Source organism: Streptomyces sp. NBC_00885 (assembly GCF_045207475.1).
Classification (GTDB): Bacteria; Actinomycetota; Actinomycetes; order Streptomycetales; family Streptomycetaceae; genus Streptomyces.
In genome coordinates this window covers 5,551,088-5,576,266 of the sequence record NZ_CP108796.1, presented here as the reverse complement: position 1 = coordinate 5,576,266, position 25,179 = coordinate 5,551,088, and the positions used below count along the sequence as shown (strand labels likewise).

The window sequence follows — 25,179 nt, the reverse complement described above, 5'->3', positions numbered from 1 at the left end:
ACCATGCCTGCCCGCGACTTCTTCCACTCCGTGATGAGCATCGGCCCCGTTCAGGTCGGCACCCATCGCGACCGGCACGGACGCACGAAGCACGCCGCCGTCTGCACCGCCGACCGATGCGGCTGGTCCTCGGACTACACCAGCCGCTCCGCCGCCACCCTCGCCGCCCGCACCCACCGGTGCCGAATCGCCTGACAGGAGAGCACCCGATGAACGTCGAACTGCCCTTGATCCTCGTCGTCGCCGTCTTCGGCTACTTCGGAATTCGGCTCTTCCGCCCTCCGACATGGCTGATCGTCGTGCTCCTCCTCGGCGGCTTCCTTCTCGCCGACACGTTCCTTGCCCCCGCGATCGAGTCCGGCACCCGCACGGGCGTCGACGTCGTCAACGACACCCAGAAGTAACCGAAGGGAGAACCCACATGCTCCGCCCGCGCATCCCCACCATGCCGACTCCGACCGGCATCGTCAGCCCGGTCGTCACGCCGACCCACATCGAGCAGCAGCACCCGGCACCGGCCTGCACCTGCCACCACGCTTCGGCTCCGGCACCCGCGCCCGCTCCGGTTCGCCCCGCCGTCCAGATGACCCCCGGCACCCTCCTCGCCCTCGTCGGCGGTGGGACGGCCGCGGTCCTCGTCGTCGGCGCGGTGCTGGTCTCCATGTTCCTCGCGGTGGCCATCACCGCCGCCTCGGTCGCCGTCTGCGCCGTAGTGCTCCGCTCGCTTCTGAACAACCAGAGCAAGCGCTTCTGACCGGCCCGGGGCGGCCGAAACCGCCAAGTCACCACCGCCCCGAGCCGCGCCCCAACCCACCTCAATGGACAGGAAGGAACACCCATCATGACCGGCAAAGACCCCGCCACAGCGCGGATCTGCTCGAACTGCGACGGCTTCCCCACCGTGCGGGTGACACTCGGCGGCCGCGACCGCCGCGGCCACCTTCGCACCATCGCGGTCCACTGCCCGGCCTGCCAGGGCACCGGCACCCGCCTGACCCGCCGCCCGCTCCTCACCCTCACGGGGGTGAGCGCGTGACAGACACCGCCACCCTGGCGGGCCTGGACCCGGCCACCCTCGGCGACGCGCTGCGGGTAGCCGGGTCCCCCGGCTTCGACCGCTGGCAAGAGCAGGTGCGTCGGACGGGCGGCTGCTCCGACCCAATCCACCTGACCGGCTGGACGCTCGCCAAGGACAAGACCACCGGCGAGACCCTGCGCCACTACTCGACCGACACCGAGCCTGGCGGACGGCTCCGCGTCGCCTGCGGCAACCGCCGCGCCTCCCGCTGCCCTTCCTGCGCCTACACCTACGCCGGGGACACCTACCACCTGATCCGCGCCGGGCTCGCCGGGGATGAGTCCAAGGACATCCCTGCCACCGTCCGCGACCATCCCCGCGTGTTCGCCACGTTCACCGCGCCCTCGTTCGGCCCGGTGCACAACCGGCCCGACCGCGGTGTCTGCCGGTGCGGCACCCGCCACCAGGAGGACGATCCCGGCCTCGGCACGGCGCTCGACCCGGCGACGTACGACTACGCGGGGACGGTCCTGTTCAACAACCACGCTGGGGATCTGTGGCAGCGCTTCACCACCCGGCTGCGCCGCGAACTCGCCGCACGAGCCGGACTCACACAACGCGCTCTCGCGGAACAACTGCGCCTGTCCTACGGCAAGGTCGCCGAGTTCCAGAAGCGCGGAGCGATCCACTTCCATGCCGTGATCCGCCTCGACGGACCGGACGGGCCCGACTCGCCGCCGCCGTCCTGGGCAACCGTCGCCGTGCTCACCGACTCGATCCGCGCCGCGGTCGCCCACGCGTACACCACGATCATGGTGCCCGCTGCCGGGGACCAGCCGTGCCGGCCTTTCCGCTGGGGCCGACAGCTCGACATCCGACCCGTCCATGCCTTCGGCGACGGCTCCGACATCACCGAGCAGGCGGTGGCCTCCTACGTCGCGAAGTACGCGACCAAAGCCGCCGAGTCGACCGGCAGCCTGGATCGTCGCATCGGCAACCGGGAAGTGCTCGAACTACTCGGCGTGCCCGACCATCCCCGCCGACTCATCGAGGCCTGCCTCGACCTCGCCCCGCTCTACCCCGATCGCAAGCTCGCCGCATGGGCCCACATGCTCGGCTTCCGCGGCCACTTCTCCACCAAGTCCCGCCGTTACTCCACCACGCTCGGCGCCCTCCGACAGATCCGCGCCGACTACCGCGCCGCCCAGGAGGGCGACGCCCTCGCCGAGCCGGACACCGTGCTCGTCCTCGCCTCCTGGCAGTACGCCGGGCACGGCCACACCCCCGGCGAATCCGCGCTCGCCGCCACCATCGCCCGCGATCTTCAACTCAACCGCGAAACAGCTCGCCAAGAACTCGGAGCCCTGATCGACGAGAAGGAGTGGTGACCATGGCCGTGCAGCTCCCCAGCCGCTACCTGACGCCTGACGACCTGGTGGAGATGTTCGACCTACCCAGCGTCGAGACGGTCTACCAGTGGCGCCGCAAGCGCACAGGTCCCCGCGGCTTCCGCGTCGGTCGACACCTTCGCTACGACCCGGACGACGTCCGCTCCTGGGTCGAATCCCTGCAGAACGGAGCTGCCGCCTGATGGCCGGACACATCCAAGACCGCTGGTACCGGGCGGAAGTCGGCTCAGACGGGCGTCCGGTGAAGGTTAAGACGGAACGTCACGGCAGCGGAATGCGCTATCGAGCGCGCTACGTCGGCCCGGACGGCACAGAGAAGTCCAAGAGCTTCCCCGACAAGCAGAAGCGCTTGGCTGATGCCTGGTTGACCAGCATCGAAGCGGACATGGCTCGCGGCCAGTACATCGATCCTCGTGCGGCTCGGACGACGTTCCGGGAGTACGCGGAGCGCTGGATCGCGGCGCTGACCACCGACCTGACGAGCCGGGCCGCGGTCGAGGGGCGTCTTCGACTTCATGCCCTGCCCTACCTCGGAACACGGCCGATTGGGTCTTTTCAGCCCGAGCACATCCGGGACTGGAGCCGTCAGCTTGAAGACACGGTGGCGTCGGCCTCCTACCGCCGCCTGATCTTTGACGCGGTCTCCTCTGTTCTCAATGCGGCCGTGGATGACCGTCTCCTGGCCTCCAATCCGTGCCGGGCCCGATCGGTCAAGGCTCCGCGTCCGGCACCGTCACGCGTGCACCCGTGGTCGGCTTCTCAGGTGTTCGCGGTGCGGGCCGGACTGCCTGAGCGGTACCGGGCCGTGACAGATGTTGGTGGCGGGTGCGGTCTGCGTCAGGGCGAGATCTTCGGGCTCGCCGTCGACGACGTCGGGGATCTCGGCTGGCTCTACGTCCGGCAGCAGGTCAAGAAGATCCGCGGCACACTCGTGTTCGCCCCACCAAAGCGCGGCAAGCTGCGTGACGTTCCCCTCGACCCCGAGGTGTCGACGGCTCTGACCGAGCACATGGCGTGCTTCCCGCCCGTCGACGTGACCTTGCCCTGGCTCACTCCCACCGGGCCGAAGGTCACGCGTCGCCTCGTCTTCACGAACGGAGTCGGCAAGGCCCCATGGAGCAACGCGTTCAACGACCAGGCGTGGAAACCGGCTCTCGCATCGGCCGGCATCATCCCCACCCCCGAGAAGGGAGAGCGTCACATCGTCGCCCGCGAACACGGGATGCACGCTCTGCGGCACTTCTATGCCTCGGTCCTCCTGGACGCCGGGGAGAACATCAAGGCCCTCAGCCTCTATCTCGGGCACAGCGATCCGGGGTTCACGCTCCGCGTCTACACGCACCTGATGCCCAGCAGCGAGACCAGGACCCGCAGAGCTATCAGCGCGATGTACCGGGCCGCCGGTCACGCCCACGACGGCCCAGAGACGGCCCAAGCCGCCTGAAACGGCCCCTCATCGACGGGAAACCCGCTGGTGAGGGGCTGTTTCATGCCCAAGGTCGGCAAGTAACACCCCATCTTGCCGTACGTCCATCCCTCGATGGAAACCGGTAGGTCGGGGGCCCCTGCTCCGGTCCGGCCATCGGCACAGGACCGGCACCGACGGAACGGCCCCGGTCCGCACAGCAGGCGAACCGGGGCCGTCTCGGCGCAGTGTCACGTTGCGCGAGGGAGCGCTCACTCCTCGGTGGGCGTCTCCTTCTTCTTGCGGAGGAAGAAGACCGCGCCGCCGCCGATCACGACCAGCGCGATCGCGATGCCCGCGATCATCGGGGTGGCGTTGGAGCTGCCCGTCGCGGCGAGGTCGCCCTCAAGGCCACTGGAGGTGCCACCGGCCGAGGCCGGGCTGGGCTGAGACGAGGGAGTGTCCTCGGGGCCCGAGGCGCCAGTGGTCTTGCAGTCCAGCACGCCCTTGAAGGTCTTGCTGAAGCCTTCGGGCCCGGTGATGGTGAAGTCGTACGCCTGGTCCTCGGCGACCGGGATGGTGACCGTCCTGGACGCCCCGGCCGGGATCGTGTGCTTGAAGCCCATCAGCTCGAAGCTGAACGGGGCGTCGCCCTTGTTGGCCGCGCTGATGTCCACGCCGCCCTTGGCGCAGTTCTTCTTCGCCGAAAGCGCCGGGATCGCGCCCGCCTTCGCCCAGGTCGCCGTGGCGGTCGCGGAGACCGTGGACTCGCTGGAGCCGGCCAGGATCTGGGTCTGGCTCTTGGTCGCACCCGCGAAGGCACGGCCCACCGGCACGGAGGTGGTGGCCTGCGCCGTCAGCGTCGCCGAGCCGTCGACGGCACCGGCCGGCACGTCGAAGTACAGCTGAGCCCCGTTGACGACCGCGGTGAGAGGCTTCCCGGCCACATCAGTGATCTTGATCCCGCTGGCTGCCGCGTCGTCCGGAGGGGTCAGGGCGACCTGCCCGGCATCGGTGCGGACAGTGACCGGGCCGAGCCGTCCGCCCGCCTTGCCGGAGACGGCGTTCGGCTCCAGGCTGAGCGAGGCCTTCGGCTCCGCCACGTTCTGAGCCTTGGCTTCCAGCCAGTCCGCGAGCTTCTCCGCGGCGGGGTCGAGCGCGTCGACGTCCGCGCCGTCCGAGTAGCGCCAGATGGCCACCTGGGTGCCGGCCGCCGCGGTCCTCTCGGAGAGCGGCCCGGTGCCCGCCGACTTGGCCAGCGCCGCCAGGTCGTCGACCTGGGGGTAGGAGTGCTGCAGGATCCACCGGATCCTGCCCGCGTCCTTGTTGGTACCCAGCGAGGTCTGGTTCCAGGGGGTCTCGAGGTACTTCGCCTGGTCCTGGGTCGGGTTGTGGATGTCGATGCAGTACGTCTTCAACCGGCCGCCGCCGTCGACGGTCATCTCGAAGACCCCGGCGGGGATTTCGTGCTTCTTGCCGTTCGTGCGGAGCACGGCCCGGTCAAAGGTCTTCAGCCCGTCGAGAGTGGCAACCGCGCCACCCTGGTGCTGGACGTCGTCGTCGGCGGCGGCCGGGCCCGCGGCGGCCAGGGAGCCGGTCGCGATGAGGCCCGACAGCAAGGCCGCAGCAGTAAGACGACGAGCAGCGCTCCGCCTGCGTCCGACCGACGCAGAGAACACAGCAAACACAGAATTCCCCTCCGGGCGAGGCCCTATTCGCGTGTGACGCGTGGGGGGAGCGCCTCGCCTGCAGACTCAAGTGCCCCGTGGTACGCCGAAATCCTATGGATGCCGCGCACCCCAGTCCCCAGTCATACCGTCAGACAACCATTCCGACTCGGAATCGTTATCGCCGTCTCTCTCGCCATCGCCGAATCCCCGTACCGGAATCGACAAATCTCCACAACTCCTGGTCAGGGCACGGCTACCGGCGCCACACCGACCTCCTCGGATCGCCGGCCGGCGCGCTCCGCCGGACGGGCCGTCAGATTCGGTTCCGCCTTCACCACGCGCCGGAATGCCGAGGTCCCGCGCGTCAGATCGTGGCCCACTGCCACCGCGTCGATCTCCACCGATGTCCTGCGCTGCCCTTCCCGCTCCTCCTCGCGCACCTTCAACCGCCCATGGACAAGAAGCGGGTCCCCCACGGAGACCGACCCGGCCAGATTCATGGCGAGTGACCGCCAGGCGAAGACCGTGTAGAAGCTGGTGTGCCCGTCCGTCCAGCTTCCGCTCTGCTTGTCCCATCGCCTCGGTGTGACAGCGAATCGGAATCGCGCCATGCCTCCAGCCACTGATTCCCGGTACTCCACATTCGTGGCGACATTGCCCACTACCGTCACCATCGTGTCGTTCACGACAGCCACCTCCCCGTCCGGTTGTGCTGACCGATCTCCATGCTGGACCGGACGGAAAGATCCCGCTGACGCCTGTGGACGAGAGCCCCTCTGTGGAAAACCCCGTCACCCCCCTCACCCCGGTCACCGCTGAAGCCATACAGACCCGCCCCCAGGCCCGCCCCCGGAACCGCCCCTCGGAACCGCCACGGAAGCCCCCGCCTTCCCCGACGACACCGTCGAGTACTGCTCCCGCACCTCGCGGTAGCGCATGAGCTCCCCCGCGATCGGGTCGAGCACCCTCGCCCGCCCGCACCCGGCCGCAACCTCCCGCAGCCGCCGCTCGGCGTCCTGTCCGTACCGCCGCGCCGGCCCCCGTACGGCCGCCCCCGACGCCCACTCCACCAGCGGCCCGCCCACGATCCCGGCGAGCATCAGCATCGCCGGTGTCAGCAGCCCCGGCTCCAGGACACCGATGATCTGGCCCACCAGCCAGAGCCCGCCGTAGATCTGAAGCAGCGTCATCGATGCCTGTGCCAGTACCGCGGCCGGCCACCACTTCGGCCGCAGGGGCCGTCCGCTCGTCGCCTCCGCCTCCCGCGTCGCCAGCTCGTCCAGCGCCTCCGGCAGCCCCTCGGCCCCGCGCACCGCTGCCTCGCGCACCGCCTGCGCCCAGGGCCCGGGCAGCCCGGCGGCCGCCTCGTCCGCGACCGTACGCACTGCCTGTTCGACCCGTTGTCGCGCGGTGAGCTCCTCCTCTACCGGCTCCGCGGCCTCCGGCGCCCCGCTGCCCGGCGTGCGCGTGCCCTCGTACCAGCGCCACAGCCGCAGCCAGGGCGTCCCGCACGCCCGCCCGGCGTTCCTGCGCCACTCGCGCTCCGCAGTCTCACCGGCGGCCTTCGCACCGATCGCCTCGGCGAGCCGGGCGGCGAAGTCCTCGCGCGAGCGTTCGCTCAGTCCGGTCCTGCCGTCGGCCACGTACACGGCACGCAGTTTGGCCGCGGCGGCCTCCACATCGGCGGACAGGCGCCGCGCCGGGGCAGTGCGCTCCTGTACGAACGTCCCGATCATCTCCCGCAGTTCCCCGACGCCTTCGCCGGTCAGCGCGGAGAGCGGGAGCACGGTTGCGCCGGGTTCGCCGTGTTCGCCGAGTGCCATACCGTCCTCGTCCAGGAGGCGGCGCAGATCGTCGAGCACCTGGTCGGCTGCCTCGCCCGGCAGCCGGTCCACCTGGTTCAGCACCACGAAGGTGATCTCCGCATGCCCGGCGAGCGGCCGCAGATACCGCTCGTGCAGGGCTGCGTCCGCGTACTTCTCCGGGTCGACGACCCAGATCACCGCATCCACCAGTGCCAGCACCCGGTCCACCTGTTCCCGGTGGCGGACCAGTGCCGAGTCGTGGTCGGGCAGGTCGACGAGCACCAGCCCGGACAGCTCCTCGGCGCCGCCCGCGAGGGGTCTGCGCCGCAGCCGGGGCGGGATGGCGAGCCGGTCGAGCAGCCCGGCGGCACCATCCGACCATGTGCAGGCGATCGGTCCTGTGGTGGTGGGCCTGCGCAGTCCGGTCTCCGAGATCGGCACCTGGGCCAGGGCGTTGAAGAGCGTCGACTTGCCACTGCCTGTGGCGCCCGCGATGGCGACGACGGTGTGCCGCGAGGAGAGCCGCTGGCGGGCGGCCGCCTCGTCGAGGACGCGTCCCGCTTCAGCGAGTGTCTGCCCGTCCAGCCGCGTCCGTGACAGGCCGATGAGCTCCCGCAGGGCGTCGAGGCGTACCCGAAGCGGCCCGACGTACGCCCCGCCGATCGGGACATGCTCCTCGCCCACCTCCTCCTCGGTCCCCTCCCCTGTCTCCTCATCGCGCAGCCCACTGTCGTCGCGGCCGCCCGCGCGCCGGGCGATCAGCCCGTCGTCCCAGCGGTCCGCGGCCTCGTTCTCGTCGTCAGTGATGGCGGTCAACGCCGTCACCTCTCCTTCTGCAGTACGGACAGCGCGGCGATCAGTTCGGCCTGCGGCTCGGGGGTCACTTCGAGTGCGTCCACGGGTGCCAGCCGGAGGTCGCGTTCGCCGTGCAGTACGCCGTCGATGTATGTCGCCATGAGCTCGCCGCCCTTGTCGCGCAGTCGCAGCGCGCCCTTGGCGCCGATCCGTTCAGCAAGGCGCTCCCCCGCTCCGCGTGCGCGCCTGCCGCCGAGCAGTGCGGCCGCGATCAGTGCGGCCACGGTCTCCGCGTCGGGCGGGAGATTCAGCTCCAGCCGGCGTACCTCTTCGTCGGCGAGCTCCTCCAGCTCCCGCCGCCAGCGGCGCACGGCGATCCCGATCCGTTCCGCGGACTCCAGATCCGGCCGCCCTCCCCGAGCGAGGACGGCCTCCGCGGCGGGCTCGCGCCGCCAGACGTCCTGGACGCGTTCGTCGGCGGCAGCGACGGCGCATTGCAGCAGCGCGGACAGGCTGCCCACCAGCGCGTCCAGCAGCTCGCCCGCGGAGCTGTCGCGCGGAAACCCCCGCCAGCGAGTCCGCGCGTCGCCCGCGAGCACCGCACCGCTCCGGAGCTGTCCGCGTACCCGCTCGCGCTCCTTGTCGTACGCGTCCTCGACCGCGCCGGTGAGCCGTACGGCCGCTGCGTACTGCCCCGCCACCGCGGCCGCGAGCTCCGGCATCCGGGCGTTGAGCGAATCGATCACGCCCGATGCGGTACGTGCCAGTGCCTGCTGGCGGGCCGCCGGATCCTGCGCCCGGTGGGCCAGCCAGGCGAAGAGGGGGGCGACGGCGGTGGTGGGCAGCAGCCCGTTGCCGCCGCCCGCCGACTCGGGCAGCTCCGGGATCGTGAACCGCGGCACCTCGCCGAGTCCGGCCTTGGTCAGCAGGGCCGCGTACTGGCGCGAGACCTCCGCGACGACCTGGTGGGGCACCCGGTCGAGCACGGTGACCAGCGTGGCGTCGTACTCCTTGGCGGTACGCAGCAGATGCCAGGGGACCGCGTCCGCGTACCGCGAGGCCGTCGTCACCATCACCCACACATCGGCGGCGCAGATCAACTCGGCGGCCAGCAGCCGGTTCTCGACGACGAGCGAGTCGATGTCGGGCGCGTCGAGCAGTGCAAGCCCACGGGGGAGGCCGGCGGAGGTCTCGATCCGCAGGGAGCTCTGCGCGTCGGCCGCCTCGCGGGCACCGTCCTGTTCCCCTTCGGTCTCGTCCTGCTGGGGCAGCCATACGCGGGTGAGGTGCGGCAGGACCCGCATTCCCGCGAACCAGTGGTGGTCGTCGGGATGGCATACGAGCACCGGCGTACGGGTGGTGGGCCGCAGCACCCCGGCCTCGCTGACCCGCCGCCCCACAAGGGAGTTGACGAGGGTCGACTTCCCGGCACCGGTGGATCCGCCGACGACGGCGAGAAGAGGCGCTTCGGGCTCCTTGAGCCGGGGCACGAGATAGTCGTCGAGCTGTGCGAGCAGCTCTGCACGCGTCTGCCGAGCGCGCGGGGCGCCAGGAAGGGGAAGAGGGAGACGCACGGCGGCGACACGGTCGCGGAGGGCGGAGAGTGCGTCGATCAGCTGAGGCCGTGCATCCAAGGTCACCACATGCGAAGAATGCCCAATTTAAGTGGCTTTTTGAAGCGTATAGCCCTCCCTGCGCGCCGGTCGGACAGACGGGACACATGGGGCGAGTGGGGCGCAGGCATAACGAGTGCACAACACCCGAGACGCGAGGCGCTAAAAGCGGTGCGTGAATCGCGCCTGCCTGCGATTATCGGTTCGCTTCACCGAACCTCCACATCGTGCCACGCAGGTGAAGCAACGGGGTCAAGGCGATCGGAGCCCTATCCTTGTCCCCGGCAAGGTCACGGACCACCCGACGTGGGCTCCAGGCCACCGAGGCCACCATTCGGCCCCCGTAGCTCAGTGGATAGAGCAGGCGCCTTCTAAGCGCTTGGCCGCAGGTTCGAGTCCTGCCGGGGGCACTCTTCCCGATCGATGTCCGGCCCTCCCTCGTGGGGGGCTTTTTCACGCTCAGCACGTCATGGATGACGGAGAGGCCGCACAGCACCGGCGAAGCCGGCTTCAGCGGGAAGTTGATCTTCTCAGTCAATGGTCGGGCTGTGCAGGCGGAAGGAGCGGCCACGGGCGGATTGCGGCGCATCGCCTCCTAGTTCTCCCCGCGGCCCAGCGGGAGTTGGGCGAGACCGGCGGCGGTCGGTGTACGTCCACCGCGGAACCCCGCAAGCGGGCGGTGCGGCCGACAGCGTCTGGGCCTGAGGGAACGGCTCGAGGCGCGCAGCCGTTTCGAGGCGGGCCCTCGCGCAGGCCGCCGCGGTCGGTTCTGACGCGTCGGCCGGCCGCCCTCCTCGGCGAAATTGCGCCATTTGTACGAAGCCTCGGCGAATCCTAACGAGTTCTTGATGCCCCTCAGACCCCTCTGACGGTGCATTCCGGCCGGTGGGGCGGCTTACGCTCGCGCCGTGCTCAACGTGACCGGGATACTCAAGCGGCTGGTGATCGGCCGGGCAAGGCGCAGCGAAGAGCTGGGCGAGACGCTGCTGCCCAAGCGCCTCGCTCTGCCGATCTTCGCCTCCGACCCGCTGTCCTCGGTGGCGTACGCCACCCAGGAGATTCTGCTGGTCCTCACGCTGGGCGGCCTGGCGTATCTGCATTTCACGCCCTGGATCGCGGCCGCGGTCGTGGCGCTGATGACCGTGGTGGTGCTGTCCTACCGCCAGGTGGTGCACGCCTATCCGAGCGGCGGCGGCTCGTACGAGGTGGCCTCGACGAACCTCGGCCCGTCGGCCGGCCTGGTCGTCGCCTCCTCGCTGCTGGTCGACTACGTGATGACGGTGGCCGTATCGGTCGCCTCCGGCGTCGACAACATCATCTCGGCGGTGCCCGAACTGGCCGACGAGCGGGTACTGATGGCGCTGGTCTTCGTCGCCCTGCTGACCGCGATGAACCTGCGCGGTGTACGCGAGTCGGGCCAACTGTTCGCCACGCCGACCTATCTGTTCATCGGCGGCGTACTGATCATGGTCGGTACCGGCCTGTTCCGCTATCTGATGGGTGACGCGCCGGTGGCCGAAAGCGCCGCCTACGGCATCAAGGCGGCGCCCGGGGACGCGGACCTGGCGGGCCTCGCGCTGGTGATGCTGGTCCTGCGCGCGTTCTCCAGCGGCTGTACGGCACTGACCGGCGTGGAGGCGATCTCCAACGGCGTGCCCGCCTTCCGCAAGCCCAAGTCCCAGAACGCCGCGACCACCATGGCAGCGATGGGCATCATCGCCATCACGATGTTCGTCGGCGTCACCACGCTCGCCATCGTGGCCAAGGTGCACATCACCGACGACTCCTGCCGGCTGACGGGGCTGACCGACTGCGAGGGCTACACGCAGCGCACGGTCATCGCGCAGCTGGCCGCCTCCGTCTTCGGCGGCGAGAACAGCGTCGGCTTCTACTTCATCCAGGCCGCCACCGCCCTGGTCCTGATCCTCGCCGCGAACACCGCCTTCAACGGCTTCCCGCTGCTCGCCTCGATTCTCGCCCAGCACCGCTATCTGCCGCGCCAGTTGCACAACCGCGGCGACCGGCTCGCGTTCTCCAACGGCATCCTGGCCCTGGCGATCGTGGCCGGACTGCTGCTGTGGGGCTACAAGGCCAATGTCACCAGCCTCATCCACCTCTACATCCTGGGCGTGTTCACCTCCTTCACGCTCTCCCAGACGGGCATGGTCCGGCACTGGAACCGCGAGCTGCGCACCGAGCCCGATCAGACGGTCCGCCGCCGCCATCAGCTCGCGCGGGTCATCAACGCCACGGGCGCGGTCGTCACGTGTCTGGTCCTGGTCATCGTGCTGGCCACCAAGTTCACCCAGGGCGCGTGGCTGGCGGTGCTGGCGGCGACCGTGCTGTTCGTGATGATGCGCGGCATCCGCCGCCACTACGACTCCGTCGCGGCCGAACTCGCGATCACCGACCCGCGCAGCGAGATGGTCCGGCCTTCCCGGGTGCTGGCCATCGTGCTCGTGTCCACCATCCACAAACCGACCCTGCGGGCGCTGGCCTACGCACGCGCCTTCAGGCCCGACCGGCTGGAAGCCCTCACCGTCGCGGTCGACCGCGACGCCTCCACCGCGCTCCAGCGGCAGTGGGAGGACTACGGCATCGAGGTCCCGCTCAAGGTCCTCGACTCCCCCTACCGCGAGATCACCAAATCGGTGGTGGAATACGTGCGCTCGATACGGCGCGAGAGCCCGCGCGACGTGGTCGCGGTCTTCATCCCCGAGTACGTCGTCGGCCACTGGTGGGAGAACCTGCTGCACAACCAGTCGGCGCTGTGGCTCAAGAGCCGCCTGCTGTTCACCCCCGGGGTGATGGTGACCAGCGTCCCCTGGCAGCTGTCCTCCTCCGCCCGCGCCGACCACCCTGCCGCCCGCGCCCCCGGCTCCGTACGCCGCGGAGAACCCACGACGGCACCCGAGAGCGACGACGTCAGCACGCCCCACTAGCCGCCCCGCGGAGAGGAGGCGCGAGCGCCAGCGCCGACCTACGGTGGTTGGGAGAGGACGCCGTCAGGCCGAACGCGGCGTTCCGGAGGAGGCTGCGATGAAGGAGCTATTCGTCTGGGTGACGACGCGCCGCATCAAGCCCGGCGCGTTGGAGGAGTTCGAGAGGTCCTGGCGCCCGGACCCGTATCCGCAGGCCTTGCGCTACGCATACGCGTACTGGAGCGAGGACGGCCGGGAGATCACCGGGGTGTCGTTCTGGGACACCAAGGAGGCATGCGACTCCTGGCGGGCCTCCGAGGCGGAGACGCGGCGGCACGAGGCCATGGCCCCGTACGTCGTCGAGGAGCGGGAAGCCTTCTACCGCGGGCGTGAACTCGCAGTCCCCGCGCGGTAGCCGGCCCGCGGTCTCCGGAATCCCGGTCGCGGCTCTGGCACCAGGTCGGGCTTCGCCGCGACGGGGGACGCGAGGCGGAGGAGAATTCAGGTAAAGGGCAAGGATCGGGACGATGCCGAAGGCGGAGACCGATGTCGAAATACCTTTTCAGAGTCACACTGACCGTGGACGGCCTGAAGGGAATGCTCAAGGAAGGTGCCGCGTCGCGCCGCGAGGTCGTCGAACGCATGGTTCAGGGCCTGGGAGGCCAGATCGAATCCATGTACTGGGCATTCGGCGAGGTTGACGTCTACGTCATCGCGGACCTGCCGAGCAACGCCTCCGCCGCGGCCATGGGCCTGGTCACCTCGGCGGCCGGTGGCGTTCGCACGAACACCGTCGTCCTGCTGACGGCCGACGAGATCGACGAAGCGGCCCGCCAGAAGGTGGAGTACCGCGCACCCGGTGCCTGACGCACGCGCCTGACCCGTGCGACGACCCGCATCGGGCGGCAGGGGCTGAGTTTCGTGCGCACTGACGGCACGCACCGCCGTAGGGCTTGACCGTACCGGTCAGAGCACCCGCCACCGCACCAGCGCGGCCAGAACCGCCACCCCCGGCAGCAGCGGCATCCATACGGTGAGGAAGCGGAAGCCGAGAACCGTCGCGGTGGCGACCACGAGCGGCGCGCCGACCGTGACGAGGGCGACGGCCAGGGCGGGCTCGACCGAGCCGATGCCGCCCGGAGCCGGGATGAAACCGGCCGCGATGCTCGCCGCCAGATAGGCGATCACGATGTAGTGCCACGAGACCGGCAGTTCAAGGGCGAGGGCGACACAGACCAGCACGCCTGCCTGCAGCAGCGGGAAGGCCAGTGCGCCGCCCCACAGGGCCAGCGCCCGGGACGGCCGCTTGTGCAGGGCGCGTGCGTCGGTCAGCGCTGTGCGCAGGAAACCGGCGACGAAGCGGCGCAGCCGCGGTATCGAGAGCAGCACGATCACAGCCGCTCCGATCACGGCGACCGCGACGAGGAGCGCCGTCGGGACCGTACTCCCCGGCGGTACGAGCTCATCGAGCCGCAGCGCGTCGGGGAAGGCGAGCACCAGCCCGAGGAGCAGTCCGATCCTGGCGACCGCCTCGACCAGGCTGTAGAGGGCGAGCGCGGCCGTCGAACGGTCCAGCGGAATGCCGCAGCCCCGAAGGAAGCGCAGGGTGACCACATGCGCCCCAAGTCCGGCCGGGAGCAAGTGGTTGGCGGCTCCGGCGGCGAACTGCGAGGCGAGCAGGCGCCCGGTGGGGAGCCGTTCCACTACGGTTCCCTGGCGTACGCAGGACGCCGCCACCCAGCACAGTCCGGTGACGACGCCGCCCATGAGCAGCCAGCTGATGTCGGCGCCGCCGAGGCGGCTGACGCCGGAGGCCACGAGGGGCCAGTTGCCGACCGCCCAGACGGCAACCAGGACGAACGGGACGAAGCAGAGGATCCTGCGGACTGGCAGCTGCCGCCGGCGGTTCAGCGGGTGCCGCTGCAGGGGGAGGGTCTCGGGCATGGCCACGTTCTCGGCCGTCCTTCGTTCATGGGGCCCGCCTCGCGGCGCGGTCGCGGCACGTGGCGGGAGGGCTGCCCGGGAACCTGCCCCTCTCTCGCGACATTCCGGTGTCGCGAACCCGACATCCAGCGGATACGTCGGTGGCCTCTGGGGGCACCGGTGCTGTCACGTCGCTACAGCGCGGCACTGACCAGCAGGGCGAACGACGCGATCGTGAACAGTGTGCGGATCAGATGCAGGACGTTCCAGCGGGGCTCGAAGGCCGCGCGGACCTCGCTGTCGGGTCCGGCAGAGGGGTCGTTCTCCGACGTCGCGAGGGCGTTGTTCAGCGGGATGTTGCCGACGACGGTGACGAGGTGATTGAGGACCGCGCACACCAGGCCCGCGACGATCAGCCAACGCTGGGTGTCCGTGCGCCCGTCGACGGGGACGGCGAGGGCCGCGGCCGGGAAGGCGATGATCCCGAAGAAGATCAGAAGGAAGAGCGGGCGCGGCACGACCTCGTTGATCCGGCGCATGGCGGTGAGGAACTGATCGTCGGACAGCCGGGCGAGAGCGGGCATGACCCCGGTCCGGAACGTCAGCATGAACCCCGCGTACAGACCGGTGGAGATGATGGCGAGGGCGAGCAGAAGGGTGGCCATGGCCCACATCATGTCCCTCCGTGTCTCGCCGACACAGCACCATGACGACAGAGCCCCGGCCGGATCGTCGTGCTGGAGCGGCGCGCACCGGGGCTGGGCGGCAGTACGGGGCGGCGCGCGGCGACGCCGCCCGCCTCCTGCACGAGGCGACAGGTGACTGGCGACAGGCAGGCGACCCCGCGCGGCCGGGCTGCAGCCGGGCCCGACCGCCGCGCCGTGACCACGGCACAGCCCGACCAGCGCCGAGCCGTCGTCAGGGCGCAGCCCGACCGCCGCGCCGTCTCACCCTCGTCTCAGTCCCGCAGCTTCTGCGCCTGCCTGATCGCCTCCGCCAGCTGCCGCACCGCGCCGTCCTCGGTCGACTTCGCCAGCGACCCTGCCCGCTCGGCCAGTTCGCCCAGACCCGGCGCGCCCGGCATCGAGCCGCCCCTCAGCGATTCGGCGAAGTACGCCGCGACCGCCGTGATCTGGAGCCTCTTGGAGGCTCCGCCCCACAGCGCGCCGTCGATCGCGTCGGTCTCGACGGAGCCCGTCTGCTCGTGCGGCGCGCGTGTGCGTGGGTCGAGCCAGCGGACCGTCGCCGTCGCGACATGACCGCTCGCGTCCTCCCGCAGCCGTACCGCGTACAGCGCCGTCACCGTGTGGCCCGGGCCGACCTCGCCGCCGTCCACACGGTCGTTGCGGAAGTCCTCGTCCGCGACCGCGCGGTTCTCGTAGCCGATGAGCCGGAACTGCTTGACGGTCTTGGGGTCGAAGGCCACCTGCGCCTTGGCGTCCCGTGCGCGCAGCTCGACATGGGTGGGCAGTTGGTCGACGAAGACCTTCCTGGCCTGCTGGCTGGTGGAGACGTACGTGGTGTGGCCGTCGCCCTTGTCGGCGAGCCGCTCCATCAGCTCGTCTCCGTATTCACTGCCGACGCCCACGCCGAAAAGCGTGATGCCGTACTCCCGACGCGCGTCGTCGATGCGGTCGAGGATCGCGTCGGCGTCGGTCTCGCCGGTGTTGGCGAGGGCGTCGGAGAGGAGCACGACGCGATTGGTGGCTCCGCGGCGACAGCCCTCGACCGCCTCGTCGTAGCCGGTCCGTACGCCCGCCTCGACATTGGTGGAGTCGGTCGGCTCCAAGCTGTCGATCACCGAGTGGATCCGCTCGCGGCTGCCCTTGAGCCGGGTCATCGGCAGCCGGGTCTCGGCCTCGTCGCTGAAGGTGACGACGGCGATCGAGTCGTCGTCGCGCAGCTCGTCGGTGAGGATGCCCAGCGATTCCTGGACGAGGTCGAGGCGGCCCGGCTCGGCCATGGAGCCGGAGATGTCGATGACGAACGTGAGGGCGGCGGGCGGCCGTTCGCCCGCGCGGTCGGAGGGGCGGGTCGAGAGCCCCACGCGAACCAGCGACCAGCCCTCCCCGTCCGACCAGCCCTCCCCGTCCACTTCGCCCTCGGCGCCACGGGTCCGTGCACCGTCGACCGTCACGGAGAATCCGTCGCCCTTCGGCCGCGGGTAGTCCTGCCGGAAGCTGTTGACGAACTCCTCGGGCCTGATGTCACCGGGCTGCGGCCGCTGTCCGTCGGCGAGTGTGCGGCGGGCATAGCCGTACGAGGCGGTGTCGACGTCGAGCGCGAAGGTCGACAGATAGTCGGCCGGGGGCCTTGAGTCCTGGAGCGCGTCGTCTTTTCGCTGTCCTTCCGACCCGCCGTCAACCCCCTCCGCGGGTGCGCCTCCCCCGCCGTCCGGCGCGATCGGCGCGGGTGCGGGCTTCGAGCCGTCGTTCGCCCGCTGCTCGCCGCTGTGGGACCGGTCGGCCTGGCCTCCCGCCCCGCAGCCCGCGGTCAGCAGCATGCCGCCGGCCAGTATCGCGGCCGCCGCTCCCCTGTACGTCCGTGTGCTGAGCTTCATCTGGGCTCCCCTGGATCGTCACTTGTGAATGTGACGTCCGAGACGGCTCCAGGGAGCAGTCGAAGGAGTTGCGGATGAATCTCAATGCGGCAACGGCGGGCGAGAGTTGCCCCGCCCGGGAAGGGCAACTCCCTCAGCGGCTCGACCGCTCGCACTCGTCTCTCCTGCCTCCATTGTGACCGGCCACCGCTCGGAAACGAAGAGACTGGCAAGGACTCGCCAGTCCCCGACCAGGCGCTTGTCACCATGTGCATTCGTGTGCGTACATGGAGTGGCATGCGAATCCGAAGGGGACGGACCGTATGTCTGCGTGGATGGCGGGGGGGATGATCTGCGATGACAGTGGGGGTGGTTCCGGGCTCCGTGCTCGGTCCAGAGGTTTCACGGTCTGTTCTGCGCGACGCGCCTGGGCAGCCTGTTCAAGGAGCAGCGAAGGTGAGAGCGGCTCTGACCCGGCTGGTCCGCTCCGCACGCCGTGAGCTCCTCAGCTTCGACGACCCGGCAGGTGCGCTGGGCCAGGGCATTCCGGAGCGGTTCCTCGAATTCGCCGACGCCTGCGTGCGTTCGACCACCGGGCAGATCGCGGCGGTCCGTCGTATCGCACCCCGGCAGGGGCTGACTCATATACGGGAGCCGTTGCGCTGCCCCGGCGCGGTCAGGGTGACGGACTCCATTCCGTTCAAGATGGTCGTCGCGGACCGCACGGTCGCTGCCGTGCCGCTCGATCTGGAACTGCACTACAACGGCGTGCTGTTGATCCGCGATCCTGTCGTCGTCCAGGCCCTGGTCCGCACACACCGCACCTGGTGGGACACGGGCGATGATCCGACCCGGCATATGGTCGGCCCTGTGCCGGCCCATCTGCGCTCCGTGCTCCACGCCATGCTGACCGGGCTCACGGACGAGGCGGCCGCGGCCCGGCTCGGCATGTCGGGGCGCACATACAGCCGCCGCGTCGGTGAACTGCTCACCGCTCTCGGCACGACGAGCCGCTTCCGGGCGGGAGCGGAAGCGGCTCGTCGGGGCTGGCTGTAGCGATGCGACTCGCCGGAGACCCCTTAAGCCCTGTCCGGCCGGACAGGGCCTAGGACACGATGTCCTTGCGGGAGAAGTTCCGGAAGGCGAGCGCGAACAGCACCAGCGCATACGTCACCGAGACCGCCGCGCCCTTCACCATGCCGTTCCACTCCAGCTGTGGCTGGAGCGCGTCGATCCACGCGAACTGCCAGTGCGCGGGCAGCACATCACGCCATGACCCGAGCGCCGTGACCGCGTCCAGCACATTGCCGATGATCGTCAGACCCACCGCGCCGCCGACCGCGCCCAGCGGGGCGTCGGTCTTGGTGGACAGCCAGAACGCAAGCCCGGCCGTGACCAGTTGGGAGACAAAGATGAACGCCACGACCAGTCCCAGACGCGGCAGAGTGTCGCCGGTGTCCAGGGAGCCGCCCGTGGGCAGCTCCAGCGGCCCCCAGCCGTAAGCCATGGTGCCCGTCGCCAGAGCCACCAGCGGCAGCAGCACCATCGCCGCCGCGCTGAAGCCGAGCGCCACCGCCAGCTTGGACCACAGCAGCCGGGTGCGCGGCACGGGAGCGGCGAGGAGATAGCGCAGGGACGACCAGCTGGCCTCCGACGCCACGGTGTCGCCGCAGAACAGCGCCACCGGCACCACCAACAGGAAGCCCGCTGAGACGAACAGACAGGTGGCCGCGAAGTTCGCCCCGGACGCGGTGGCCGTGTTCATCAGGGTCACCCGACCGCTGTCCCCGCCGTCCGGGGTGCCGCCGATCGCGAAGGCGGCGATCAGAATGAGGGGCAGCGCGGCCAGCACCCCGGCCATGACCAGCGTCCGCCTGCGCTTCAGCTGCCGTACGGCCTCGACACGCAGGGGCAGGGTGTGGCGCCCCCGGTAGCCCGGGGCCGACTCGACCAGCGTGCTCATGCGGAACCTCCGATCAGGGTGAGGAAGGCATCCTCCAGGCGGCGGTGCGGACCGACGCCCGTCAACGGCACATCCAGACGGACGAGTTCGGCGATCATGCCGGTGGCCGTGGCCCCGTCGAGGCGTACAAGCAGTCCGTCGTCCGTACGGGACGCCGAGCCGATTCCCGGCAGTGCGGCGATCTTCTCGACCACCGGATCCGCAACCTCCTCGGCGGTGGTGACGAGCAGGGTGTCGCTCTCGCCGGTGATCTCCGCGACCGGTCCCGCCTGCACCAGCCGGCCGCGGTCCATGACCACGAGATGGGTGCAGGACTGTTCGACCTCGGAGAGGAGGTGACTGGAGACGATCACCGTGCGGCCCGCGGCCGCGTACCGGATCATCACGTCCCGCATTTCGCGGATCTGGGGCGGGTCGAGTCCATTCGTCGGCTCGTCGAGAATCAGCAGATCCGGCATGCCGAGCATGGCCTGGGCGATCGCGAGGCGCTGACGCATTCCCTGCGAGTAAGTGCGTACGGCGCGGGCGAGTGCGTCGCCGAGACCCGCGATCTCCAGAGCCTCCTCGATATGCGCATCGCCGGCGGGGCGGCCGGTGGCCTGCCAGTAGAGCTCCAGGTTGTCGCGGCCCGAGAGATGCGGCAGGAAGCCCGCGCCCTCGACGAACGCGCCGACCCGGGACAGGACGGGCGCGCCGGGGCGGATGGCGTGGCCGAAGACGCGGATCTCGCCCTCGTCGGGCCGGATGAGACCCATCAGCATGCGCAGGGTGGTGGTCTTGCCCGCGCCGTTGGGGCCGAGCAGGCCGAGGACCTGGCCCTTCTCGACGCGGAAGGACAGCTCCCGTACGGCATACCGGTCGGCGGACTTGGCGTACCGCTTGGTCAAGCCGGTGATCTCCAGCGGCACTTCGGCCAGCCCGGGGTCGGGCGCCGGGGCGAGGACCCTGCGCCGGGCGGTGAGCAGGAGCGCCGCCGCGATCAGTGCGCCCGCGGCCGGGAGCGCCCAGGTCCACCAGGGAAGTCCAGCGGCCTGGGTCTTCACGGCGGGTGCGGTGGGCACCGCCAGGGTGCCGCCTGCAGCGAGCGCGACGGTGTACGTGGCGGGTGCGGCCGGGGACGCATAGCCGAGGTCGGTCGCGGACAGGACCAGCCGCAGCCGGTGTCCGGCGTCGACCTGATGGTCCACGGCCGGCAGGGTCAGTGCGACGTCCCTGCCCTGCTTGGCGTCCTCGACGCGGACGGGAGCGACGAGCTGGGAGGGCAGCACCTGTTCACGGCCGTCGGGCCCGACGTCGTAGACCTTGCCGAACAGAACCGCTTCACCGCTGGAGGAGGTGACCTTGACGCGGGCAGTCGTCGAGCCGGTGATCCGCAAGGACTGCTGGAGGGGCGCGGAGTCGAAGCGTGCGAACTGGCCGGGGAAGTCGAGGGAGAGACCGAGACCGAGGGAGGAGAGCTGACCGAGGCCGCCGCCGAGGCCGGGGACCGCGGAGATGGCGGGCGGAGTGCCGCCGGCCGGGTTGGAGAAACTCTGCTCGCGGCCGGTGAGCGCGATGGGCTGAGCACCGCTCGTGAGCCCCGGGTAGCGGTCGCCGGTCGCGCCGCGCAGCAGCGCCTGACCGTCGGTGGAGTCGATGCCTCCGGTGCGGCTGACGCGGAAGGCGGGTCCGGTGTCGGTGCTCTTGTCCTGCTTGAGATAGCGGCCGAACCAGTCGCTGATCCGGGACTCGATCCGGCCGGCCTCCCGGTCGCCGCCGTCGTGGCCGCCGACGATCCAGTCGACGGAGACGGGCGCGCCGTTGGCGCTGATCCGCTTGGCCATGGCATCGGCGTGCGCGAGCGGGAAGAGGGAGTCGGACTGGCCCTGCACGATCAGCGTGGGCACCTTGATGCGCTCACCGACGGCGGAGGGGCTGCGACGCTCAAGGAGTTGCTCGGCGGCGGCGTCGGGCTTTCCGGCAACGGCGACGCGTTCGTACATCGCGCACAACGCGGGCTGGAAGCGTCCGCAACCGCCCGGGTTGGCGGGCCCGGCGGGGGTGGCGGCTCCGGCTGCGCCCTGAGGCCCGGCACCGCCTGGGGCCGTGTCCCCGGCGGGTGCGTCGGCCGGTGCGTCGGTGGGCCGGTCTTCGGAGGTGCCCGGCGCGCCCACCGAGCCGGTCGAGAAGAAGATCCCGGCCCAGAGCTTCTTGAAGACGCCGTCCGGGAAGAGCGCGTCGGAGAGGTTCCAGTACGTGATGGCGGGGGCGATGGCGTCGACGCGCTTGTCGTATCCGGCGGCAAGCAGCGAGATGGCTCCGCCGTAGGAGGCACCGGCGACGCCGACGCGCGGGTCACCGTTCGCGTCCAGCTGCACCTCGGGCCGTTTCGCCAGCCAGTCGATGAGCCGCGAGACGTCCTTGACCTCGAAATCGGGGTCGTTGAGCCCGATCTGCCCGGTGGATGTGCCGAAGCCGCGGGCGGACCAGGTCAGCACGGCGTATCCGTCGCGGGCCAGCTTCTCGGCCTGGGAGCGTACGTCGTCCTTGCTGCCGCCGAAGCCGTGGCCGAGGAGCACGGCGGGACGGCGCTCCTTGCCGCCCGTCGTGAAGTAGGAGGTGTCGATCTTCGCCCCGGGCATCTCCTGCACCCGGTCCTCACGCTGCACGGCCGGTGCGCCGTCGTCGGCGACCGCGGTCCAGGTGCCCGCTCCGGCGAGAACGGCGAAGGCGGCGACGCCTGCGAGCCATCGGCCGCGCGGCCCGGGAAGTCGGATCTGCATGCTTGAAACCCTAAGCGGATCCCTGTTCCCTCTCGGCTGCCGCCAGGCGGAACTGCTGAGCCTCCTCGAGTAGTACGCAGTACGGTCCTCGTACACCAGACGCGGTATGCACCGCCGCCCCGAAGGGACCCGTATGGACATCCGGCGCGCGACCACGGTGGCCGAGCTCGTCGCGGCCGAGCATCTCTATGACGGGCCGGCGCGGGCGGAGTGGGCGGAGCGTTTCCTCGCGGCGCCCGGGCATCTGATGCTGATCGCCTATGTCGAGGGGGCTCCGGCCGGAATGGTCTCGGGCATCGAGATGCTCCACCCCGACAAGGGGACGGAGATGTGTCTGTACGAGCTGTCGGTGGACAAGCCGTATCGCAGGCGCGGCATCGGACGGGCCCTGGTCGAGGCGCTGCGTGAGGTGGCGCGCGAGCGCGGCTGCTACGACCTCTGGGTCGGCGTGGACACGGACAATGACGCGGCGCTGGCGACGTACCGCTCGACGGGCGCGAAGGACGACGGGGTGTTCGCGATGCTCACCTGGGAGTTCCCGGCCCGGTAGTGAACACCGGGGGCCCGAGCGCCGATTTGTGACCTTCTGGGTGTTCACAATGTGTGGATCCGTCATGCGGCAAGTGGCGAAGCTGTCTTGTGTCGCAGGTCACGTCACAAGACCCTGGCCAGCGCATATGCAGCTCCTGGCACCATGCACGCCCGTACTTGTCCGTCATCGGTCAACGAAAGGTAGGTGCACGAGATGAGAGCCACTGCCCGACGCTTCGGGGCGCTGATACCCGTAATCGCCCTTGCCGCCGGTCTCCAGTTCGCCGCCTCCCCCACCGCGCAGAGCGCGCCCCTCGGCGATCTTCGTCTCGCTCCCACTGCAACTGCCATACACAACAGCTGGATTGTCGTCCTCAAGGACGGCTCGACCCGCGCCGCCGATCTGGGCGTCACACCGAAACTCACCTACCGCAGCGTCCTCCAGGGCTTCTCCGCGACCATGTCCGGCGAGAAAGCGGCGAAGCTCGCCGCCGATCCGCGCGTGGCGTACGTCGAGCAGAACGCCACGGTCCGCCTCAATGACACCCAGGCCAACCCGACCTGGGGCATCGACCGCATCGACCAGCGCAACCTGCCGCTGTCGAAGTCGTACACCTACAAAACCACCGCGTCGAACGTGAACGCGTACATCATCGACACCGGGATCCGCACCTCCCACAGCGAGTTCGGCGGCCGCGCGAGCGTCGGCACGGACACCGTGGGCGGCGGCCAGAACGGCCAGGACTGCAACGGCCACGGCACGCATGTGGCAGGCACGGTCGGCGGCAGGACGTATGGCGTGGCCAAGGCCGTCAAGCTCATCGCCGTACGTGTCCTGAACTGCCAGGGCTCCGGAACGACGGCCGGGGTCATCGCGGGGATCGACTGGGTGACCGCCCACGCGAAGAAACCGGCGGTGGCCAACATGAGCCTGGGCGGCGGGGTGAACACCTCGCTGGACAACGCGGTGAAGAAGTCCATCGCCTCGGGCGTCAGCTATGCGATCGCCGCCGGCAACGGCAACTTCCTCGGCCTCCCCGCGAACGCGTGCAACTACTCGCCGGCCCGAGTCCCCGAGGCGATCACGGTCGGCGCGACGGACAACGCGGACCGCAGGGCGTCGTTCTCCAACTACGGGACGTGCCTGGACCTGTTCGCACCGGGCGTGAACATCACCTCGTCGTGGAAGGACAGCGACACGGCGACGAACACGATCTCGGGCACGTCGATGGCGACGCCGCACACGGCGGGCATCGCGGCGCTGTATCTGTCGACGCACGCGACGGCGACCCCGGCGCAGGTCAGGGACGCGATCGTGAACGGCGCGACGACGGGCAAGGTCCAGGACCCGCGGACCGGTTCCCCGAACAAGCTGCTGTACTCGCTGTTCTAGGTTCTAGCCGAGCCGGTTCTTCTGACCGATCAACTGCCCGAGGAGCTCCTGCCCAGCCGGGTACGGGCGCTCCTCGGGCAGAAGCCTGCCCGCGGCGTCCAGTTCACCGTCCCGTACGAGCGCGTGTGGCATAGCCCACTCGAAGCCGTCGCGGCTGACCTCGACGGCGAGGACCGTCTCCTGGCCGCCTCCTTGGTGCCCCAGCCGCAGCGGTACATCGTCCACAGGAACAGGGCTTGATCCAGGTCAAGCTCCGCTCACAGCCCTTGAGCCAAACATCCGTGTCGCCCGTGATCGACCCCATGACCGTCGGTTAAGCTCGCGCCGCGCCCCAACAGGTTCCGATCTTCACGGAGGGCAGGACGGCGAGAATCAATCGCGAGCGTCTCGTCAGAACGCTGACGTTCTGGCTGCGTCCCGCCTTCGCTCTGCGAGTCATCAACCGGTTTCAGAAGATCGTTGGTTTCGACCGCTCGATGGCCCTGGCGTCCAGCGCTCTCACCGCTCTGGTCCCGCTGGCAATCCTCGGCAGCGCCGTCCTGAGCGATGTCGTCCACTACGACTCCGCAGAGCGGATCATCAAGCGCTACAGCCTCACCGGAGCGGGCGCCGAGGCAGTCAACTCCCTCTTCTCCCCTGCCGAGAGCACAAGCGCGAGCGTGGGCGTCTTCGGTGTGGTTTTCCTGACGATCTCGGTGCTGAGCTTCGCGCGAGCCTCGCAGCGGCTCTTCGAACAGACATGGGAACTCAAGCCCCTCAGCGTGCGCAACACACGAAACGGTCTGTGGTGGATCCTCACCCTTGGTGCCTACGCAGTGGTCACCGGGTGGCTCTCCGCTTTCCTCGGCGGGAGCGGGCTAGGTCTGGTGACCGCGGTCGGCGAGGCATCGGTAACCGCCGTGTTCCTTGTCTGGAGCGGCTGGATCCTGTCAGCGAAGCGGATCACCTGGCCCGACCTGATCCCTTTCGGCGTCACCGCAGCCGTACTGACAGCCGTCTACTACGTGGGCGCAACGCTCTACCTGCCGCGTCTCTTCAACTCCTACGTCTCACGCTACGGGGTGGTCGGCGCCGTCTTCGCGATGATCTCGGCCCTCTTCGCAGTCATGCTCGTCCTCGTCGCATCGGCTGCCCTTGGACGAGAAGTACGAGACGAGCTCAGTCGGATCCGTCACGGCCGGCGCCCCTCAGACCATGAGGTCCGCCAGCAGTGGGACGGCGTGGTCGAGCAGACACGGTCACGTTGGCGCACGGCACGGGAGCAGGTCTCTCATCGTCGGACCAAGGGCGGCTAGCGCCGTCTGCGCGGTCAACCAGTGTGCTCCGCCCATGCCGTTGGGGCTTCCGACTATTCGCCAGAACTCGACAGATCTTCGATCGGCGCGAAGATCGTCTCCACGGACGGTTCCCGCGGCCACAGCGGCTACTGCGA

23 protein-coding genes, 1 tRNA gene and 1 pseudogene are annotated in these 25,179 nt (G+C 69.9%); 15 read left to right on the top strand and 10 right to left on the bottom strand.

Features of this window, described 5'->3' with window-relative positions:
• The first annotated feature begins 3 nt into the window (after positions 1–3).
• The 7 genes from OHA61_RS25450 to OHA61_RS25420 all read left to right on the top strand — a co-directional run bounded on the left by OHA61_RS25450 (position 4) and on the right by OHA61_RS25420 (position 3,871).
• Positions 4–195 (top strand): mobile element transfer protein, encoded by a 192-nt coding sequence (locus tag OHA61_RS25450; RefSeq protein ID WP_366730681.1) that lies wholly within the window; start codon positions 4–6, stop codon positions 193–195.
• A 14-nt stretch (positions 196–209) separates the two neighbouring features.
• Complete coding sequence (locus tag OHA61_RS25445) at positions 210–404, top strand: hypothetical protein (RefSeq protein WP_406304974.1); 195 nt, start codon at positions 210–212, stop codon at positions 402–404.
• A 17-nt stretch (positions 405–421) separates the two neighbouring features.
• Positions 422–754: a SpdD-like protein gene (locus OHA61_RS25440; protein WP_406304973.1), complete on the top strand. Its 333-nt coding sequence runs from the start codon at positions 422–424 to the stop codon at positions 752–754.
• Positions 755–841: 87 nt separating this feature from the next.
• Complete coding sequence (locus tag OHA61_RS25435) at positions 842–1,036, top strand: hypothetical protein (protein ID WP_406304972.1); 195 nt, start codon at positions 842–844, stop codon at positions 1,034–1,036.
• On the top strand, positions 1,033–2,406 hold the full coding sequence (gene repSA / locus OHA61_RS25430) for a replication initiator protein RepSA (protein WP_406304971.1): 1,374 nt from the start codon (positions 1,033–1,035) through the stop codon (positions 2,404–2,406). The genes OHA61_RS25435 and repSA overlap by 4 nt, the downstream gene beginning before the upstream one ends.
• Before the next feature lie 2 nt (positions 2,407–2,408).
• Positions 2,409–2,609, top strand: coding sequence for a helix-turn-helix transcriptional regulator (locus OHA61_RS25425; RefSeq protein WP_406304970.1), 201 nt, complete (start codon positions 2,409–2,411; stop codon positions 2,607–2,609).
• The gene (locus OHA61_RS25420; protein WP_406304969.1) at positions 2,609–3,871 is read left to right on the top strand and encodes a tyrosine-type recombinase/integrase; all 1,263 of its coding nucleotides are present in this window, start codon (positions 2,609–2,611) and stop codon (positions 3,869–3,871) included. Before OHA61_RS25425 ends, OHA61_RS25420 begins: the two co-directional genes overlap by 1 nt.
• Before the next feature lie 233 nt (positions 3,872–4,104).
• Here OHA61_RS25420 and OHA61_RS25415 read toward each other — a convergent pair whose 3' ends face one another.
• The 4 genes from OHA61_RS25415 to OHA61_RS25400 form a co-directional block, all read right to left on the bottom strand.
• A complete protein-coding gene (locus OHA61_RS25415) occupies positions 4,105–5,520 on the bottom strand; it encodes a Cys-Gln thioester bond-forming surface protein (RefSeq protein ID WP_406304968.1) in 1,416 nt (471 codons plus the stop codon).
• Between the two features lie 224 nt (positions 5,521–5,744).
• A complete protein-coding gene (locus OHA61_RS25410; RefSeq protein ID WP_406304967.1) occupies positions 5,745–6,188 on the bottom strand; it encodes a single-stranded DNA-binding protein in 444 nt (147 codons plus the stop codon).
• A gap of 123 nt (positions 6,189–6,311) precedes the next feature.
• Positions 6,312–8,123, bottom strand: a complete 1,812-nt coding sequence (locus tag OHA61_RS25405; protein ID WP_406304966.1) for a GTPase — start codon at positions 8,121–8,123, stop codon at positions 6,312–6,314.
• A 5-nt stretch (positions 8,124–8,128) separates the two neighbouring features.
• A complete protein-coding gene (locus tag OHA61_RS25400) occupies positions 8,129–9,745 on the bottom strand; it encodes a dynamin family protein (protein WP_406304965.1) in 1,617 nt (538 codons plus the stop codon).
• 307 nt (positions 9,746–10,052) lie between these two features.
• Between OHA61_RS25400 and OHA61_RS25395 the strand changes: the two genes are divergently transcribed.
• The 4 genes from OHA61_RS25395 to OHA61_RS25380 all read left to right on the top strand — a co-directional run bounded on the left by OHA61_RS25395 (position 10,053) and on the right by OHA61_RS25380 (position 13,503).
• Positions 10,053–10,125 (top strand) — tRNA-Arg (locus OHA61_RS25395).
• A gap of 498 nt (positions 10,126–10,623) precedes the next feature.
• Positions 10,624–12,657 carry an APC family permease gene (locus OHA61_RS25390; protein ID WP_406304964.1) on the top strand — a complete coding sequence of 678 codons (2,034 nt, stop codon included), beginning with the start codon at positions 10,624–10,626 and terminating at the stop codon, positions 12,655–12,657.
• Between the two features lie 97 nt (positions 12,658–12,754).
• Entirely contained in the window at positions 12,755–13,051 is a 297-nt protein-coding gene (locus tag OHA61_RS25385) for a hypothetical protein (RefSeq protein WP_406304963.1), read from the top strand.
• Between the two features lie 131 nt (positions 13,052–13,182).
• Positions 13,183–13,503, top strand: a complete 321-nt coding sequence (locus tag OHA61_RS25380) for a GYD domain-containing protein (RefSeq protein WP_406304962.1) — start codon at positions 13,183–13,185, stop codon at positions 13,501–13,503.
• A gap of 99 nt (positions 13,504–13,602) precedes the next feature.
• On the opposite strand, the gene OHA61_RS25375 is transcribed toward OHA61_RS25380, so the two are convergent.
• From OHA61_RS25375 to OHA61_RS25365, 3 genes are all read right to left on the bottom strand, one after another.
• Complete coding sequence (locus tag OHA61_RS25375) at positions 13,603–14,580, bottom strand: YbhN family protein (protein WP_406304961.1); 978 nt, start codon at positions 14,578–14,580, stop codon at positions 13,603–13,605.
• A gap of 173 nt (positions 14,581–14,753) precedes the next feature.
• Positions 14,754–15,224 carry a DUF1772 domain-containing protein gene (locus OHA61_RS25370; RefSeq protein ID WP_405597842.1) on the bottom strand — a complete coding sequence of 157 codons (471 nt, stop codon included), beginning with the start codon at positions 15,222–15,224 and terminating at the stop codon, positions 14,754–14,756.
• A gap of 293 nt (positions 15,225–15,517) precedes the next feature.
• Positions 15,518–17,119 carry a von Willebrand factor type A domain-containing protein gene (locus OHA61_RS25365; RefSeq protein ID WP_406304960.1) on the bottom strand — a complete coding sequence of 534 codons (1,602 nt, stop codon included), beginning with the start codon at positions 17,117–17,119 and terminating at the stop codon, positions 15,518–15,520.
• Positions 17,120–17,554: 435 nt separating this feature from the next.
• Between OHA61_RS25365 and OHA61_RS25360 the strand changes: the two genes are divergently transcribed.
• Entirely contained in the window at positions 17,555–18,154 is a 600-nt protein-coding gene (locus OHA61_RS25360; protein ID WP_406304959.1) for a DNA-binding response regulator, read from the top strand.
• A 49-nt stretch (positions 18,155–18,203) separates the two neighbouring features.
• On the opposite strand, the gene OHA61_RS25355 is transcribed toward OHA61_RS25360, so the two are convergent.
• Together OHA61_RS25355 and OHA61_RS25350 are read right to left on the bottom strand one after the other, a co-directional pair.
• Positions 18,204–19,061 carry an ABC transporter permease gene (locus OHA61_RS25355; RefSeq protein WP_406304958.1) on the bottom strand — a complete coding sequence of 286 codons (858 nt, stop codon included), beginning with the start codon at positions 19,059–19,061 and terminating at the stop codon, positions 18,204–18,206.
• Positions 19,058–21,823, bottom strand: coding sequence for an alpha/beta fold hydrolase (locus OHA61_RS25350; protein ID WP_406304957.1), 2,766 nt, complete (start codon positions 21,821–21,823; stop codon positions 19,058–19,060). The genes OHA61_RS25355 and OHA61_RS25350 overlap by 4 nt, the downstream gene beginning before the upstream one ends.
• Before the next feature lie 133 nt (positions 21,824–21,956).
• Here OHA61_RS25350 and OHA61_RS25345 point away from each other — a divergent pair, with 133 nt between their 5' ends.
• Positions 21,957–22,373, top strand: coding sequence for a GNAT family N-acetyltransferase (locus tag OHA61_RS25345; RefSeq protein WP_406304956.1), 417 nt, complete (start codon positions 21,957–21,959; stop codon positions 22,371–22,373).
• 186 nt (positions 22,374–22,559) lie between these two features.
• Complete coding sequence (locus OHA61_RS25340) at positions 22,560–23,747, top strand: S8 family peptidase (protein WP_406304955.1); 1,188 nt, start codon at positions 22,560–22,562, stop codon at positions 23,745–23,747.
• Positions 23,748–23,750: 3 nt separating this feature from the next.
• Here OHA61_RS25340 and OHA61_RS25335 read toward each other — a convergent pair.
• Positions 23,751–23,997 (bottom strand): annotated as a pseudogene (locus tag OHA61_RS25335) (DUF4291 family protein); the annotation flags it as partial.
• 226 nt (positions 23,998–24,223) lie between these two features.
• On the opposite strand from OHA61_RS25335, the gene OHA61_RS25330 reads away from it, so the two are divergent.
• Entirely contained in the window at positions 24,224–25,042 is an 819-nt protein-coding gene (locus OHA61_RS25330; RefSeq protein WP_406304954.1) for a hypothetical protein, read from the top strand.
• Positions 25,043–25,179 lie beyond the last annotated feature (137 nt).